General features: G+C 42.9%; 15 protein-coding genes. 5 read left to right on the top strand and 10 right to left on the bottom strand.

All coding sequences use genetic code 11. The features are described from left to right. Positions 1–9: 9 nt before the first annotated feature. From C792_RS0100565 to C792_RS0100555, 3 genes are all read left to right on the top strand, one after another. Entirely contained in the window at positions 10–1,632 is a 1,623-nt protein-coding gene (locus C792_RS0100565; protein WP_017547490.1) for an FMN-binding glutamate synthase family protein, read from the top strand. A 168-nt stretch (positions 1,633–1,800) separates the two neighbouring features. Beyond that, the gene (locus C792_RS14075; RefSeq protein WP_017547489.1) at positions 1,801–2,244 is read left to right on the top strand and encodes a LytTR family DNA-binding domain-containing protein; all 444 of its coding nucleotides are present in this window, start codon (positions 1,801–1,803) and stop codon (positions 2,242–2,244) included. After that, entirely contained in the window at positions 2,241–2,630 is a 390-nt protein-coding gene (locus C792_RS0100555) for a DUF3021 domain-containing protein (protein ID WP_083854806.1), read from the top strand. The genes C792_RS14075 and C792_RS0100555 overlap by 4 nt, the downstream gene beginning before the upstream one ends. A gap of 103 nt (positions 2,631–2,733) precedes the next feature. Here C792_RS0100555 and C792_RS0100550 read toward each other — a convergent pair whose 3' ends face one another. The 5 genes from C792_RS0100550 to C792_RS0100525 all read right to left on the bottom strand — a co-directional run bounded on the left by C792_RS0100550 (position 2,734) and on the right by C792_RS0100525 (position 7,672). Further along, the gene (locus C792_RS0100550; protein WP_017547487.1) at positions 2,734–4,437 is read right to left on the bottom strand and encodes an ABC-ATPase domain-containing protein; all 1,704 of its coding nucleotides are present in this window, start codon (positions 4,435–4,437) and stop codon (positions 2,734–2,736) included. A gap of 145 nt (positions 4,438–4,582) precedes the next feature. Beyond that, positions 4,583–4,915 (bottom strand): branched-chain amino acid transporter permease, encoded by a 333-nt coding sequence (locus C792_RS0100545; protein ID WP_017547486.1) that lies wholly within the window; start codon positions 4,913–4,915, stop codon positions 4,583–4,585. A gap of 1 nt (position 4,916) precedes the next feature. Further along, positions 4,917–5,624 (bottom strand): AzlC family ABC transporter permease, encoded by a 708-nt coding sequence (locus C792_RS0100540; protein ID WP_017547485.1) that lies wholly within the window; start codon positions 5,622–5,624, stop codon positions 4,917–4,919. Between the two features lie 22 nt (positions 5,625–5,646). Next, positions 5,647–6,201 (bottom strand): helix-turn-helix domain-containing protein, encoded by a 555-nt coding sequence (locus C792_RS0100535; protein ID WP_017547484.1) that lies wholly within the window; start codon positions 6,199–6,201, stop codon positions 5,647–5,649. A 697-nt stretch (positions 6,202–6,898) separates the two neighbouring features. Continuing rightward, positions 6,899–7,672: an SDR family NAD(P)-dependent oxidoreductase gene (locus C792_RS0100525; protein WP_017547482.1), complete on the bottom strand. Its 774-nt coding sequence runs from the start codon at positions 7,670–7,672 to the stop codon at positions 6,899–6,901. A gap of 111 nt (positions 7,673–7,783) precedes the next feature. Between C792_RS0100525 and C792_RS0100520 the strand changes: the two genes are divergently transcribed. Together C792_RS0100520 and C792_RS0100515 are read left to right on the top strand one after the other, a co-directional pair. Then, positions 7,784–8,665, top strand: a complete 882-nt coding sequence (locus tag C792_RS0100520; protein WP_017547481.1) for a LysR family transcriptional regulator — start codon at positions 7,784–7,786, stop codon at positions 8,663–8,665. Positions 8,666–8,779: 114 nt separating this feature from the next. Then, a complete protein-coding gene (locus tag C792_RS0100515) occupies positions 8,780–9,466 on the top strand; it encodes an SDR family oxidoreductase (RefSeq protein ID WP_017547480.1) in 687 nt (228 codons plus the stop codon). A 246-nt stretch (positions 9,467–9,712) separates the two neighbouring features. On the opposite strand, the gene C792_RS0100510 is transcribed toward C792_RS0100515, so the two are convergent. The 5 genes from C792_RS0100510 to C792_RS0100490 all read right to left on the bottom strand — a co-directional run bounded on the left by C792_RS0100510 (position 9,713) and on the right by C792_RS0100490 (position 12,703). Continuing rightward, positions 9,713–10,096 (bottom strand): DUF2255 family protein, encoded by a 384-nt coding sequence (locus tag C792_RS0100510; protein WP_017547479.1) that lies wholly within the window; start codon positions 10,094–10,096, stop codon positions 9,713–9,715. Between the two features lie 35 nt (positions 10,097–10,131). Further along, complete coding sequence (locus C792_RS0100505; protein WP_017547478.1) at positions 10,132–10,872, bottom strand: SDR family oxidoreductase; 741 nt, start codon at positions 10,870–10,872, stop codon at positions 10,132–10,134. A gap of 15 nt (positions 10,873–10,887) precedes the next feature. Continuing rightward, a complete protein-coding gene (locus C792_RS0100500) occupies positions 10,888–11,295 on the bottom strand; it encodes a cupin domain-containing protein (protein WP_017547477.1) in 408 nt (135 codons plus the stop codon). Positions 11,296–11,331: 36 nt separating this feature from the next. Beyond that, the gene (locus tag C792_RS0100495) at positions 11,332–11,652 is read right to left on the bottom strand and encodes a carboxymuconolactone decarboxylase family protein (protein WP_017547476.1); all 321 of its coding nucleotides are present in this window, start codon (positions 11,650–11,652) and stop codon (positions 11,332–11,334) included. 166 nt (positions 11,653–11,818) lie between these two features. Then, a complete protein-coding gene (locus C792_RS0100490; protein ID WP_017547475.1) occupies positions 11,819–12,703 on the bottom strand; it encodes a LysR family transcriptional regulator in 885 nt (294 codons plus the stop codon). Positions 12,704–13,218: the final 515 nt, after the last annotated feature.

Here is a 13,218-nt window from a genome sequence, read left to right as displayed (position 1 = left end):
GTGGTTCCCATGGGGAAAATTTCAAAATATCTGCCGTCAGCCATTATGAGCACTTCGGTGGCGGCGCCGCTTGCTTACATTGCCTATATCTACCGGAAGGATGACCGTCAGAAACAGCATGCAATCCTGCGTAACTTTCCACTGCTTGGACGTGTAAGGTACATGGCAGAACATGTTGGCCCGGAACTGAGACAATATCTGTTCTCGGACGACAATGAGGGAAAACCATTTTCAAGACTGCAGTACCAGGACGTCGTGAAAGCCGGGAAATACAATGAACGGCTTCTGGGTTTTGGTTCCAATCGTATTTTTGAGGAGAATGGCTATTATATACGGAACAGCCTGTTCCCGAAACTTGCCACTGAAATGAGAGTCGACAATACACAGAAAACAAATTCCTATAAATATGTCGTCGATAATGAAGGGCTGTTTTCCCGCAAAGAACACCACGAGGAAGCACAGATTGATCCGTATTTTCTACGCGATGAAGATGCGGTTGTACTGGGGGAAGGAAAATGCCGCGAGCCGTTCCATGCCAAAGGTCAGGTGGGAATGTCTGCGATGAGCTATGGTGCCCTTGGGGAACGGGCGATTACAGCACTGTCAAAAGGGCTTGCTGCTGCCGGCGGCACATGGATGAATACGGGGGAAGGCGGTATATCCGACCACCACCTGGCCGGTAATGCCGATCTGATCATGCAGATCGGACCGGGATTGTTTGGTGTCCGGACACTTTCCGGTGAATTCTCGTGGGAGGCATTCAAAGAAAAATCTGAAATGAAACAGGTGAAGGCCTTCGAAGTCAAACTTGCACAGGGCGCCAAGACCCGCGGTGGCCATCTCGAAGGACAGAAAGTCACTGAAGAAATCGCAAAAATACGCTTGATTGAACCCGGGAAGACAGTCAACAGCCCGAATCGTTTCGTCGACTATGATTCTTTTTCATCATTGTTCGATTTTATAGAGGAACTGCGGGAAGTCGGTGGAAAACCGGTGGGAATGAAAATAGTGGTCGGAGATGTTGAAAAACTTGATGAGATGGTGAAGTACATGAGAGATTCCGGTAAGGGACCGGACTTCATCACAATTGACGGCAGTGAAGGCGGTACAGGCGCCACTTATCAGGAACTTGCAGATTCTGTCGGCCTGCCAGTTATGACAGCTTTGCCAATCGTGGATGAACTGCTCCGACAGCATGATATCAGGGATCGTGTCAAACTGATCGCCTCCGGCAAACTGATCACTCCGGACAAAGCGGCAATCGCACTTGGCATGGGGGCGGATCTCATCAATATCGCCCGGGGTTTTATGATCAGCGTCGGCTGCATCATGGCTGAAGTGTGCCATACGAATACATGCCCGGTTGGTGTCGCAACGACAGACCCCGAACTTCAGAGCGGTTTAATAGTGGATGAAAAACTTTACCGGGTCACCAATTATGTGACATCACTCCGTGCCGGTCTGTTCAATGTTGCCGCAGCCGCCGGTGTCGATTCGCCGACAAAACTGGAACGGAAACATCTGGCCTACAAAGATGACCGCGGCCGTGTCTCATCTGTAGGAAGCATGTTGCACGAAGTCCAGCAGGCCGAAGCGGGACAGAAAGATGTGGATTCACTTCCGGATAAATAGCCTGGTTCTATATAAGAACACTTAAACCTTGTCACCCTTTGACAAGGTTTTTTTGAACGATACAAAATCACCGGTTGCGATGGATCATAGACCACTTGCGGAAAAACCACCCACTGGATAATTGATTCGTTATATACTGTAAAAAACAACTCAGAGGGGAGGCTGATTATGAATACCGAATTGATTATTGATGAACAGTTAAATGATGATGAGGTCAAAATCCACACTAAAACTGCAACAACCGGTGCACGGATTTTATCTTATATAGATCACTTTACGACGGATAAGGAAAACCTGGTCATCCGCTCAGAGGAAGAGTTTCTGATGATACAGAAGTCCGATGTCATCTGTGCAGAAGTACGGGATAAGACGTTGACAGTCTACACGAAGACGGACCGGATCGTGACCTCAAAAAGTTTGAGTGCCTTTATGGAGGAAATGAAATCTGAAACGTTTTTGAAAGTGTCAAAAGCAGAAATGTTAAACACCCAGATGATCGACCGTGTAGAGCCTTCATTTTCAGGGAATTTAATTGCACGTATGAAAAACGGTAGGAAAGTCAGTATTTCAAGACGCTACGTTTCAAAACTGAAGGAAAGGCTGGGAATATGATGTTACAGAATCTATTGAAAAGTCTCGCTCTATCAATAGGTATCGGGAGCTTTATCTATCTATTGAATGGTGTTTTCGGTCCACTTAATGAGATTCAGCCGGAAGAAATCATTTCCGTATGGATTGCATCCGCACTTATAGGTGTTGCATCTACGCTGTACTATACAAAAATTTCAGAGTTACTCGTTACAGTAATCCAGTTTGGGGTGGGCATCACGGCATTTACAGCCGTTGCATTGCTGAATGGATGGATAACAATCGATCCGTCGGATATCTTCTTCTATGCCGGTGCAATATTTGTCATTATGCTCATCATCTTTTTCGCATTCTATCTTCTCTCTCTGCTAGACAGCAGGAAAATCAATGAAAAATTAAAAGAGAAATAGCATATCAACAAAGCACTCTTCGAATCTGATCGGAGAGTGCTTTGTTAACGTCATCATTCTGTTATTCATACAGTCTAATAGCAGGTAAGCATGTCTGACAGCATCACATTATCCTGAATCCGCGATAACGGTTGAGCGCACCCATGAAATCCTGTTTCCTCGGCAGCGCCATATTGCCGGGATGGCCGGAGTGGGGTGAAATGGAATCCATACCGTTCTTATCTATATAGTCATATATTCGGTCCGCCGCCTGGGATAATGTCAGTCTGTCATCCAGGACTTCATTTTTCAGATAGTCTATCATCACCGAGATGCAATTGGTCTGGCTGTCGTCGACAAGCTGTTCCAGGCCAGCGATTTCAATCGGTTCCCGACCGTACATGATGACAGTCCGGCCCTTTGCCTTCAGTCTTGCATCTTTGCCTGACTTCCGGAACCCGGATTTCAAAGGGATTCTCGGTGTAATGTCTCCGAATATGCGGCCTGACTTACCTTCTTTTCTGTGTACATCAGTATCGGCAATTTCCTTGGCAGCAGTGGTTACATCCTTCAGCCTGTATTCATCCATCATCAGGATGCGGTCGGCGACATCGAAATAATCTCCGGATCCGCCGACAATCAGGATTGTTGAAACACCCTTGTCATCATACAGGGGCTTCACCTTCTCCGAGAATGGTGTGATAGGTTCCTTGTCGGGTGCGATGAGTTGCTGCATGCGGGCATCCCGTATCATGAAGTTGGTCGCTGAAGTATCTTCGTCAATCAGCATAAGTCTGGAACCGGATTCCAGCGCCTCCATCACATTTGCTGCCTGCGATGTACTGCCGCTCGCATTTTCTGTCGAAAACTTAACGGTGTCTTTCTTTGCCGGCAGATTATTGATGAATGTGCTGATATTCACTTTTTCAATATTACGACCATCCTCAGCCCGGATCTTCGAAGCATTGTCCCGTACGATGACCAAATCACGGCCGTCACCCGGAATATGGTTGTAGACACCGCGTTCCAAAGCCTGAAGCAGTGTGGATTTGCCGTGATAGCCGCCGCCGACGATCAGGGTAATCCCCTCAGCAAGTCCCATACCTGAGACTGTCCGCCCGCTTGGCAGGCTGATGTCGGTTTTGAGATTGTCAGGACTCGAAAATGGAACGGCATCTTCCATGGGTTTATCCGACACACCACTGTGGCGGGGAAGGATTGCACCGTCTGCAACGAATGCGACGAGATTCCTCTGCTCCAGTTCCCTGCGGATATGCACCTGGTCCAGCATGAGAGCCACCTGTTCCTTAAGCCCATTCTGATCGAGGTTCTGGTAGAGCAGTGCATCATCGGCAATTTCAGGAAGTATGCCGATCATGGTGCCGGCTGCCGCTTTACCAAGAATCTGCCGGCCTGCAGCAGGCAGACCGACTTCGAATCGTACCTCCAGTTCACTTTCGCCAATGACAACGGATGTCCGCTCCAAAATTTCCTGGCCGGGGCGGTCAATCAAAATTTTGATATTTTTACTGTTCGTTTTAGCGGCATTCTTCTGCTTTTGAATGCTTTCTCCAAATGCACGTGTCAAAAAATCTGCCACTGCCGTGATCTTCTCTTTTGAATCCAGCAGTTCAGCCGGGATCCCGGCCGTTTCCCGGTTCATGATGACCCGCATCTTGGATGGCGGGGCATATGGGTCGACCTGTATATGATCAATCGCCAGTTTGAAACGTTTGAACTGGTAAATACCCTTCAACTGCTTGTAGGCACCGTATTTCTGTCCGTCCAATTTATTCAGTACAGCTTCAAGTTGTTTAGCGTCCTTCATACATATGCTCCTTTTGGAAAGTATGTGTTTACGATACACATACCAGTTTAACAAGGGAACCGGCTGAGTTATAGGGATGTGTTTCAGTCATTACTGTGGCAGGAACAGAAACAACATCATGCTTGTACAAATTTTCCATGCGGGATCAATATATGAAAACAAACTGTACCAGAATCATGTAGAAAATCGTGCCGCCTGCTATTGAAATAAGCATATTTTTCTTCCAGTAGTGCAGGATGACGATCAGTCCGACTGCAAGAGATTCAGGTAAAAAACTTCCAAAACCGGTAAAGGAAACATTTCTTAAAGCATAGACGACAAGGAGACCAAATACTGCAGAGGGGAGCACATAACCCAGATATTTGATATACTGCGGTGTCTCTTTATCCTGAGAGAAAATAAGAAACGGCAAAAATCTTGTGATCATTGTCCCGGCTACAACCACGACGATAATGAGAATCTGCTGTGTTACCGACATCTCAGGAAATCACCTCCCGCTTTTCCAGTATTCTTTTAATGGCGGATAATGCAACCAGTATCAGTATCATGGCCGGTATGATGAAATTGTCCGGGCCGAATAAAGCCAGGCATAAAACCGACGAGGTCACACCTATGACTGAACTCACATGATAACGTTCCTTCATCCACTGATCCAAAAAAATGACGACAAAAAGAGCAACCATGACGAATTCGAGTCCGTCGGTGTTAAATGAAATTGCCGAACTGAAAAGGCTGCCGAGTGTTGTACCGCCCACCCAGTAGATCTGGTTGAGAAATGTGACATAAAACATGAACCAGCCCTTGTTTATGTATGCAGGCACATCTGTCGTACTGTTTATGACGAATGATTCATCGCACATGCCATATATCAGGTAAGTTTTTTTCCTTCCTGTATCTTTGAATTTATCCAACATGGCAATGCCGTAAAAAAGGTGCCTCGCATTAATCATCAAAGTCAGAAAAAACGCACTCAGCGGACTGAACGGTCCCAGAAGCAGGCTTCCGGCTACAAATTCCATTGAACCCGCGAAAATGAATATGCTCATCAATATTGCATATGCCGGTCCAAAACCCAGAGAGTTCATATAAATACCATAGGATATACCGAGGAACATGAAACCTGCCAGTATCGGTATTGTTTTAGGAAAGGCATATTTCAGTGTTGCGATATGGTTGTCAAATGTCATAGAAAACACCTCCATCGGGAAACTATTTCCTGTAAAATAGTATGTCTTTAAACTGCGCCGTACCATTTCCGGCATTTTTGTAGGTATGCGGCTGATTGCCGTCGAATATGACCGCATCATCCCTGTCCAGCAGTATTAACTGCCCGTCTATAGTCATTTCCAGAGTGCCGGAATTTACAAAAATATGTTCTTCCACTTCCGGGCCATGCGGTTCTGCCACATGGACTGCCCCCTCTGTCAATTCAACAGAGAATACTTCAAAATGCCTTTCAGGTGAAAAGGGAACAATATTCCTCACCCTGTAGTTCTGATCGTTTTCAGTGATCAGAACACCCTCGTCCTTTCTGATCACCTGGGCTTCTCCCTTTTGATCATAGATCAATGATGAAAAGGAAACTTTGAATCCAGCGGCAATTTTCCATACAGTTGTAATTGTCGGCACCGAGTCACCGCGTTCAATCTGAGCAAGCATGCCTTTACTCACTCCGGTGATTTCAGAAGTTTTATCAAGGCTGAGACCGCGCTCCTGTCGTAATGATTGGAGGTTACTGCTGATGTTACTTGAGACATTCTCCATATTTATCCCCTTATTAAAAGATAACTTCGATTTATAACATTATAGCATTCATATGTATTTTATGACATACAAAAATATTTATATCATAATCACTTTAAAAAATGGAGTTTTAATTGGCAATTAGACTGTGATAGTGTGGCCATAGAGGCGCACATATTCTTACTGTTTTCTTTTAAAAAAAGATTAACACTGCATTTAACTTAATATGTCAATCAGCACTGTTGAAAGGTGATCTTTATGAATTATTTATATTCCTTCTTATTGGGCATTCCATTCTCAATTATATTTTTCATTTCCATAGCTTACCTCAATGACAACAATATTATATTTATCATAAGCATCTTAATCTGCCTAGCATTGATCAGAGCGGTTGCAAATCCAATACTGAAAAAATTGGCTGGTCCCGAAGGTAACGAAACCGGTAATTCATCCCTTTTCATATTAGGTTTGGTACTCCCACTTTTCGTTGGATTGATTCTTATTTAGCTTTTGATATAGACAACAGACCGGACAACTTTATCCTCATGCAAAAAACACGCCGTCTCTGCAGAAAATCGTCTTAAATACATCAGTACCCTGAAAAATTAAAAGGCATGTCTACTGTAAGATACAGTAGACATGCCTTTAGAGTACAGGGCCACTTCCCGTGTTCTCTGGCGTATTTCCCCTATGGTCATCAAGCAACAGTGCAGGATGCCTAAGCCATCATCCCACCATCAATAGAATACTGACTTCCTGTCACAAACTTGCTGTCATCTGATGCAAGGAACAATACCAGATCTGCTATGTCAGAGGAGTCCGCATAACGGTTCAATGGGATACCCGACGTGAATTTCTCACGAACTGAAGCCGAATTCTTCTTATCCCTGCTTTCTTCAACATGTGCCATCATCGGCGTATCTACTGGTGCAGGATGAATTGAATTCACTCTGATATTATGCCCGGCAGCCTCCACAGCTGCTGTTTTAGTCAATCCGACGACGGCGTGCTTAGTTGCAGAGTATGCTGACTGTTCCGGGGAACCCCTGAACGAATCCACAGAGCCTGTATTAATGATCGAACCTGGCGTTCCCTGTTTTATCATTTGTTTGATGGCATGTTTCAAGCCAAGGAATACTCCATTCATATTCACACCGGTAACGGCCTTGAAGTTATCATACTCCTGATCAACAAGTGATCCGACTTTACCGATGATACCGGCATTGTTGAAGAGGACATCTACTTTTCCGAACTTTTCAACAGTCGCTCTGATATAGTTTTCAACGTCTGCTTCGTCACTCACATCTGCCTGGACAGCTAAGACTTCACCTTGTCTGCTCAGTTCTTCCCGGGCAGATGTTAAAGATTCTTCATTGATATCAACAATGGTGACTTTAGCGCCTTCCTGTAAAAATTGAAGAGCTGTTTGCTTACCAATGCCACCGGAGCCGCCAGTGATGATGACAACCTGACCTTCAAACCTATTGGACATAGACTAATCCTCTCCCTATTTCTTAAGTTACTTTAAGTGTATAACCTTTAAACAATAATGTATAATACTAATAAATGATTTATAAATAACTTCAGGTTATGAGTGATGAGAATGGATTTATATAAATTGGAATACTTTCAAGTCGTTGCTGAGATGGAGCATATGACTAAAGCAGCAGAAAAATTACATATTTCACAGCCTGCTTTAACAAAGGCTATTAAGCAGCTGGAAGAATCATCAGGTGTGAAACTCTTTGACAGGAAGGGCAGAAAAATCACTCTGAATGAATATGGTGAAATTTTGTATAAACATGTGAACAGGGCATTTTTAGAAATTGAAGAAGGTACTCGAATTATTCAGGACAAGTCGGGGCTGAAGACTGGCGAAATTAGAATGGCAGTGACATTTCCACATGTATTTCCGAAACTCCTCTCCAAATTTGTCAAAGATTTTCCGGAAGTAAAAATTAAGCAGATACAATGCCCAGAGGATCAAGTGATCAGTTCTCTGGAAGGTCAGCAAATTGATTTTGCAATATCAACTGTTGAGATAGGGCGTCCTAATATCATGTGGGAGCCGATTTTAGAAGATGAAATATTCATCACTGTATCCAAACAGCATCCCCTGGCAAATAGAAACAGCTTGAACCTGGAGGATATCGCTGATGAAAAATTGATTGGCCTTGTAGAAAACTACTCATTCAGAACATTGACAGACCAGTATTTTGAAACAGCTGGTATCAAGCCTGATTACTTCATAGAACTGGAAGAGTCATCTTCAATTTTGCAGTTAGTTCATCAGAATTATGGTATTTCACTGACCCCGGGTCAGAGTCTGCCCGCCTTTGGAGATGATGTGAAGGCGATACGCATCGGATACCCTAAATGCGAAAGAGTGATCGGCATCGCTTATCAGAAAGACCACTATTTCTCAGAGGCATCTCAAGCCTTTATGAAGTTTGTGAAAGATTACCTGCGTAAAAGTAATGAATAGGGATGGTTAGAACAACTTGCGGAAATGGTAAATAAGCAAAGTGTCTCCTATCAAACGTAACCTAATAACTTCGTACAATCAAAAATATTGAAGAGGGCTTTTAAAATTGCTAATATGAATGTTCATATATTTCAGAAAGGGGGTTATATTATTAATATTTTAGTTATTGGCGCAAATGGTGCTGTAGGTAAAAAAGTAATCAGCCAACTGAAAGATACTGAGCATACATCTATTGCATTAGTGCGCAAGGAAGAACAGGTATCGGATCTTGAAGATATAGGTGCTGACAAGGTTGTAATCGGAGATCTGGAAAGTGATTTTTCTCATGCTTTTGAAGGTGCAGATAGCGTTATATTTACAGCAGGTTCAGGAGGAAAGACAGGCGCTGACAAGACAATCCTCGTTGACTTATGGGGCTCTAAGAAATCGGTGGACTTGGCAGAGAAAAACAATGTCAGAAGGTTCATTCAACTAAGTGCCACAGACAGCCCTAATCCGGACGGTGAATCAGATGTGATGCGGCCATATGCTGTAGCAAAACACGTATCTGATTATTATATTAAAAACTCTAATCTGGATTATACAATCGTTCATCCAGGTCCATTACAAGATGATGTTGGAACGGGTAAAATCGAAGCATCCCTTACAATAGAAGGAGATCCTAATAGCTACACTATACCACGTGAGGATGTAGCTAACGTACTGATTAATGCATTACAAGTTGATTCATTAAAGCGTGAAGCCATCTTCATAAAATCAGGAAATACTGAAATAAAAGATGCTCTTAATGAACTTAAATAATGTGATATATAACAGTAAGAGTGCATCAGGTTAATTCGCTGATGCACTCTTACTATTTCATGAAAATTCAAGGTTTAATAGTCTGCACTTTCTGGTCAGGCTATGAATACAATTAAAATCTAAACCAGACTCAACAGCTTCTACAAGTATAGGTATTACAATAATTCACTTTGATAGGTCTTCAACAATAAAGAAAACTACTGCCCTGCGTGTAAACAGGGCAGCAGCTTATAATTTGCAAGCATTCTATTGTGGCAGGATTTCAACTGTTGCGCTTACGGGACCTTCTTTAAGCATGGGCGGAAGATATGGACTTTCCCCATACTTGTCCTGATAGGCCCGATTGATTTCCTCATCCAATGTCTTATCATTTTCAACAGGTTTGAATTTCACATCGAAAGTTTGCTGAGCTAACTGTATCTGGCCAGCTTGCTGAACTTTTGCTGATTGATACCATCTTGAGTCCTGTCCATTATACGCTCTCACATATAAATGCCCCTCAACGACTACCGACCAGATCCAAGTAGGTGTCCCCAACGTTCGTCCGTCATTGTAAAAGGGGGAGACATGCATATCGTCTGCCTCTTTAAATTGTTCCAATTGTTCTGTTCGCCACAACTGTTCAGACATATTTAACATCCTTTCTGTTCTTCATTACTATCTGCTTAAGGTATTTGGCGTGTAGGTCGAATCACAAGTTCATTAATAGCTGTTGATTCATCTGTATCGATTGCTGTAACGATTGTTTGCGCAATTTCTTCCGGCTTAATGGCATCTTCATACACAGATGCCATGCCTTCTTTCAATTCATCATTTGTGATGTGATCTAATAGTTCTGTGTCAATTGCACCTGGCGAAACGATTGTTGTACGAATGTTTGTACCCAAGATCGCTTCTTCCTGTCTTAAGGCTTCTGTCAACGCACGGACACCGTATTTAGTTGCACAATATACTGCGCCGCCAGGATTCACCTGATGACCTGCAATTGAAGCGATATTAATAATGTGTCCGGACTTATTTTCTCTCATAGCTGGAACTGCTGCACCAATACCATAAAGTACGCCTTTAAGGTTCACATCAATCGTTTGATTCCATTCTTCAATTTGATTGTCTCCCAAGAATGATTGAGGCATCAAACCTGCATTATTAATCAGGACATCAATTCTGCCGTATTCGCTTAAAGCTAATTGTATCAGGCTTTCTACCTCTTCAGGCTTTGTAACGTCTGTCTTCTGTATAACTACGCGGTCCTTTAAATCTGATTGTACAGTTTCTAATTTTTCAATTCTTCTTGCGCCCAGAACAAGCTTGGCGCCCTTCTCGTGTAGTAATTGTGCCGAAGCTTCACCTATACCACTTGTTGCGCCAGTAATAACGATGACTTTATCCTTTATATTTTGAGCCATGGCCGTTTCCCCATTCTATAAATTATTGTATTGTTCATCGCTTACAGGCTCTAAAAATTCAGATGGTCCGGCTGTAATAGCGATGTGTTCAAACCAACTGTTTTCAGTAGCCCCGTGCCAGTGTTTAACACCTTGATGTGTAACAACGACAGACCCCGGAACAAGTTTCCGGGCTTCCTGTCCATCTTCTTGATACCAGCCTTCACCACCTGTTACAAGTAAAATCTGATAACCGTCTGTATGAATATGCCAATTATTACGACAAGCTGGTTCAAATGTCACGTTACCGACAACTACATTTACATCACGCTCGTTGACTAACACGTTCAAATAGCTTTGTCCCGTAAAGAAATCTGCAAATGCGTTATTTGGCTCACCGCTTGAAAAGATTGTACCATTCTTAACATCTTGATTTTTAACCATTATCCTGCCTCCTTAGTTTTTTATATGCAGGGTCTTCTAGTCTTTGTATACTTCCTTAGCAATATTGAATGCAGACCATGCTTTTGGCCAGCCAACATAAAAAGCTAAGTGTGTAATCACTTCAGATATTTCTTCCTGAGTAATACCGTTCGCTTTCCCCATGTTCAGATGGGCAGACAGTTGTTCATAGTTACCAGCTGTAATCAATGCTGAAATTGTAATAAGACTCCTCTTATAAGGTGCAAGATTCTTCTCTCTAGACCATACCTCGCCAAACAATACATCATCATTCAACTCTGCAAACTTAGGTGCAAATTCACCCAGAGCGTCTCTGCCGGCTGTTTGTTTTTTAGTCATTTTACATCTCCTCTTTACAGCATCTGTATAATTTATATACCATTCATCGTAGCCCTTCTAAACATATACGTCCAATGCTCAAAAACAACCCCCATATGCCTTCAGGGCATATGGGGAGTTACGTGTTGCAATATAAATTCAGCAGATGAAGTCATACTTCCTTTGATCAATTTGCCATTTCCCTGAAACGTTTGATGAATTCTTCTAATAATGAGGTCAGGATGCGATTCCTCTTCCAGGCGAGAACGCAATGTGTCTGTAACTCCGGCTGCAGTGGGATAAACTTCAAATATTCCTCTGCTTTTCTATTTGCAATCGCCCCTTCAATGACGACTGCTGACCCCACGCCATTCTCAACTAATGAAAATGTATTAAAAATCAAATTATATGTTCCGACAATCTTCAATCCGCTCACGTCAAATTGACACCAATTTGAGATCATTTTCTGTACTTCTTCTCTCCCGGAAATCATCAAGCGCGTCTTCCTTAAATCTCCCGGCACTATGTATTCATTCTGTGCAAGGTCCGAATCACGAGATACAAGCAATCCCCAGCGCTCTGAACGCGGAAGTGATATCTTTTCATATTTATCTACCGAAATGGGTTCCAACAAAATCGCGATATCGATCAATCCCTGGTCCAGCTTATTTGTAATTTCGTCGCTGGTGCCACTGTTAATATGAAACGTAACTAATGGATAGTCTTTAATCAATTCTTCCAGGATCATCGATAGCGTATCTGAATTATCCGCTTCTACACACCCTATAGAGATATTTCCGCTTATTATTTTATTCTTCTTATGCTCGAATTCCTGCTGTGTCTTATTCGTCAATGCTAAAATCTCTTCCGCTCTATTCTTTAAAAATATTCCCTCAGGTGTCAATATCAATCCCTTCTGATCTCTTTTAAACAATTCTACACTCAGTTCCATTTCTAATTTTTTTAACTGTCGACTTAAGGTCGGCTGCGTAATACTTAATTCTGATGCAGCTTTGGATATAGATCCCTCTTCAGCTACAGTCCAAAAATATCGTAAATTTCTTAATTCCATAGAGCACCCCTTCCTCCGCGTAACAACACTTATATGATAAACACTTCATTTCTGAAAAACCCTCGGGCATCAAAGACAATATCATTCCACAATTCAGTTGGAGCCTTCCAGTAACCATATAAACTTGAAAACGCAGGCCAGTGATTTGTTACGGCGACCTTTGCCGATCGCAGTGTGTTCTTCGTTTCTGATAGGAGAATTCTGCGTTCTCAGCTCTATATTGATGTCCGGTGGCATTGCGTCTGATTTCCCGGGAAACCATGGATACACTCCGGTAGGCTCCCCGGCAATGGCCCAAATGGACAGGCCGGCAGCACACAGCGTTTCTATACACGTCCGTTCGAATGTGGTAAGATGTTGGCTAGCTCATGACAGTCCCTACGTGTCGATGCTAGGTAGGTTATCTACATTCTACACGAAATTGTCATGGGTGTTTTTTATACCTTAATTCAAGCATTGCACTTAAATTGACGATTCGTCAGTACAAGAATGAACAGGATAGAACTTTACTAATA

The organism is Salinicoccus carnicancri Crm, from assembly GCF_000330705.1.
Lineage (GTDB): Bacteria > Bacillota > Bacilli > Staphylococcales > Salinicoccaceae > Salinicoccus > Salinicoccus carnicancri.
This window is presented reverse-complemented; position numbering and strand designations above follow the sequence as displayed.

Bases quoted from the DNA above. Each gene is read 5' to 3' on its own strand.
- C792_RS0100500 (WP_017547477.1), bottom strand. From the start codon at position 11,295: ATGGTTAAAAATCAAGATGTTAAGAATGGTACAATCTTTTCAAGCGGT.
- C792_RS0100540 (WP_017547485.1), bottom strand. From the start codon at position 5,624: ATGACATTTGACAACCATATCGCAACACTGAAATATGCCTTTCCTAAA.
- C792_RS0100545 (WP_017547486.1), bottom strand. From the start codon at position 4,915: ATGTCGGTAACACAGCAGATTCTCATTATCGTCGTGGTTGTAGCCGGG.
- C792_RS0100520 (WP_017547481.1), top strand. From the start codon at position 7,784: ATGGATTTATATAAATTGGAATACTTTCAAGTCGTTGCTGAGATGGAG.
- C792_RS0100550 (WP_017547487.1), bottom strand. From the start codon at position 4,437: ATGAAGGACGCTAAACAACTTGAAGCTGTACTGAATAAATTGGACGGA.
- C792_RS0100515 (WP_017547480.1), top strand. From the start codon at position 8,780: ATGAATGTTCATATATTTCAGAAAGGGGGTTATATTATTAATATTTTA.
- C792_RS0100510 (WP_017547479.1), bottom strand. From the start codon at position 10,096: ATGTCTGAACAGTTGTGGCGAACAGAACAATTGGAACAATTTAAAGAG.
- C792_RS0100495 (WP_017547476.1), bottom strand. From the start codon at position 11,652: ATGACTAAAAAACAAACAGCCGGCAGAGACGCTCTGGGTGAATTTGCA.
- C792_RS0100535 (WP_017547484.1), bottom strand. From the start codon at position 6,201: ATGGAGAATGTCTCAAGTAACATCAGCAGTAACCTCCAATCATTACGA.
- C792_RS0100525 (WP_017547482.1), bottom strand. From the start codon at position 7,672: ATGTCCAATAGGTTTGAAGGTCAGGTTGTCATCATCACTGGCGGCTCC.
- C792_RS0100490 (WP_017547475.1), bottom strand. From the start codon at position 12,703: ATGGAATTAAGAAATTTACGATATTTTTGGACTGTAGCTGAAGAGGGA.
- C792_RS0100565 (WP_017547490.1), top strand. From the start codon at position 10: ATGGGGAAAATTTCAAAATATCTGCCGTCAGCCATTATGAGCACTTCG.
- C792_RS14075 (WP_017547489.1), top strand. From the start codon at position 1,801: ATGAATACCGAATTGATTATTGATGAACAGTTAAATGATGATGAGGTC.
- C792_RS0100505 (WP_017547478.1), bottom strand. From the start codon at position 10,872: ATGGCTCAAAATATAAAGGATAAAGTCATCGTTATTACTGGCGCAACA.
- C792_RS0100555 (WP_083854806.1), top strand. From the start codon at position 2,241: ATGATGTTACAGAATCTATTGAAAAGTCTCGCTCTATCAATAGGTATC.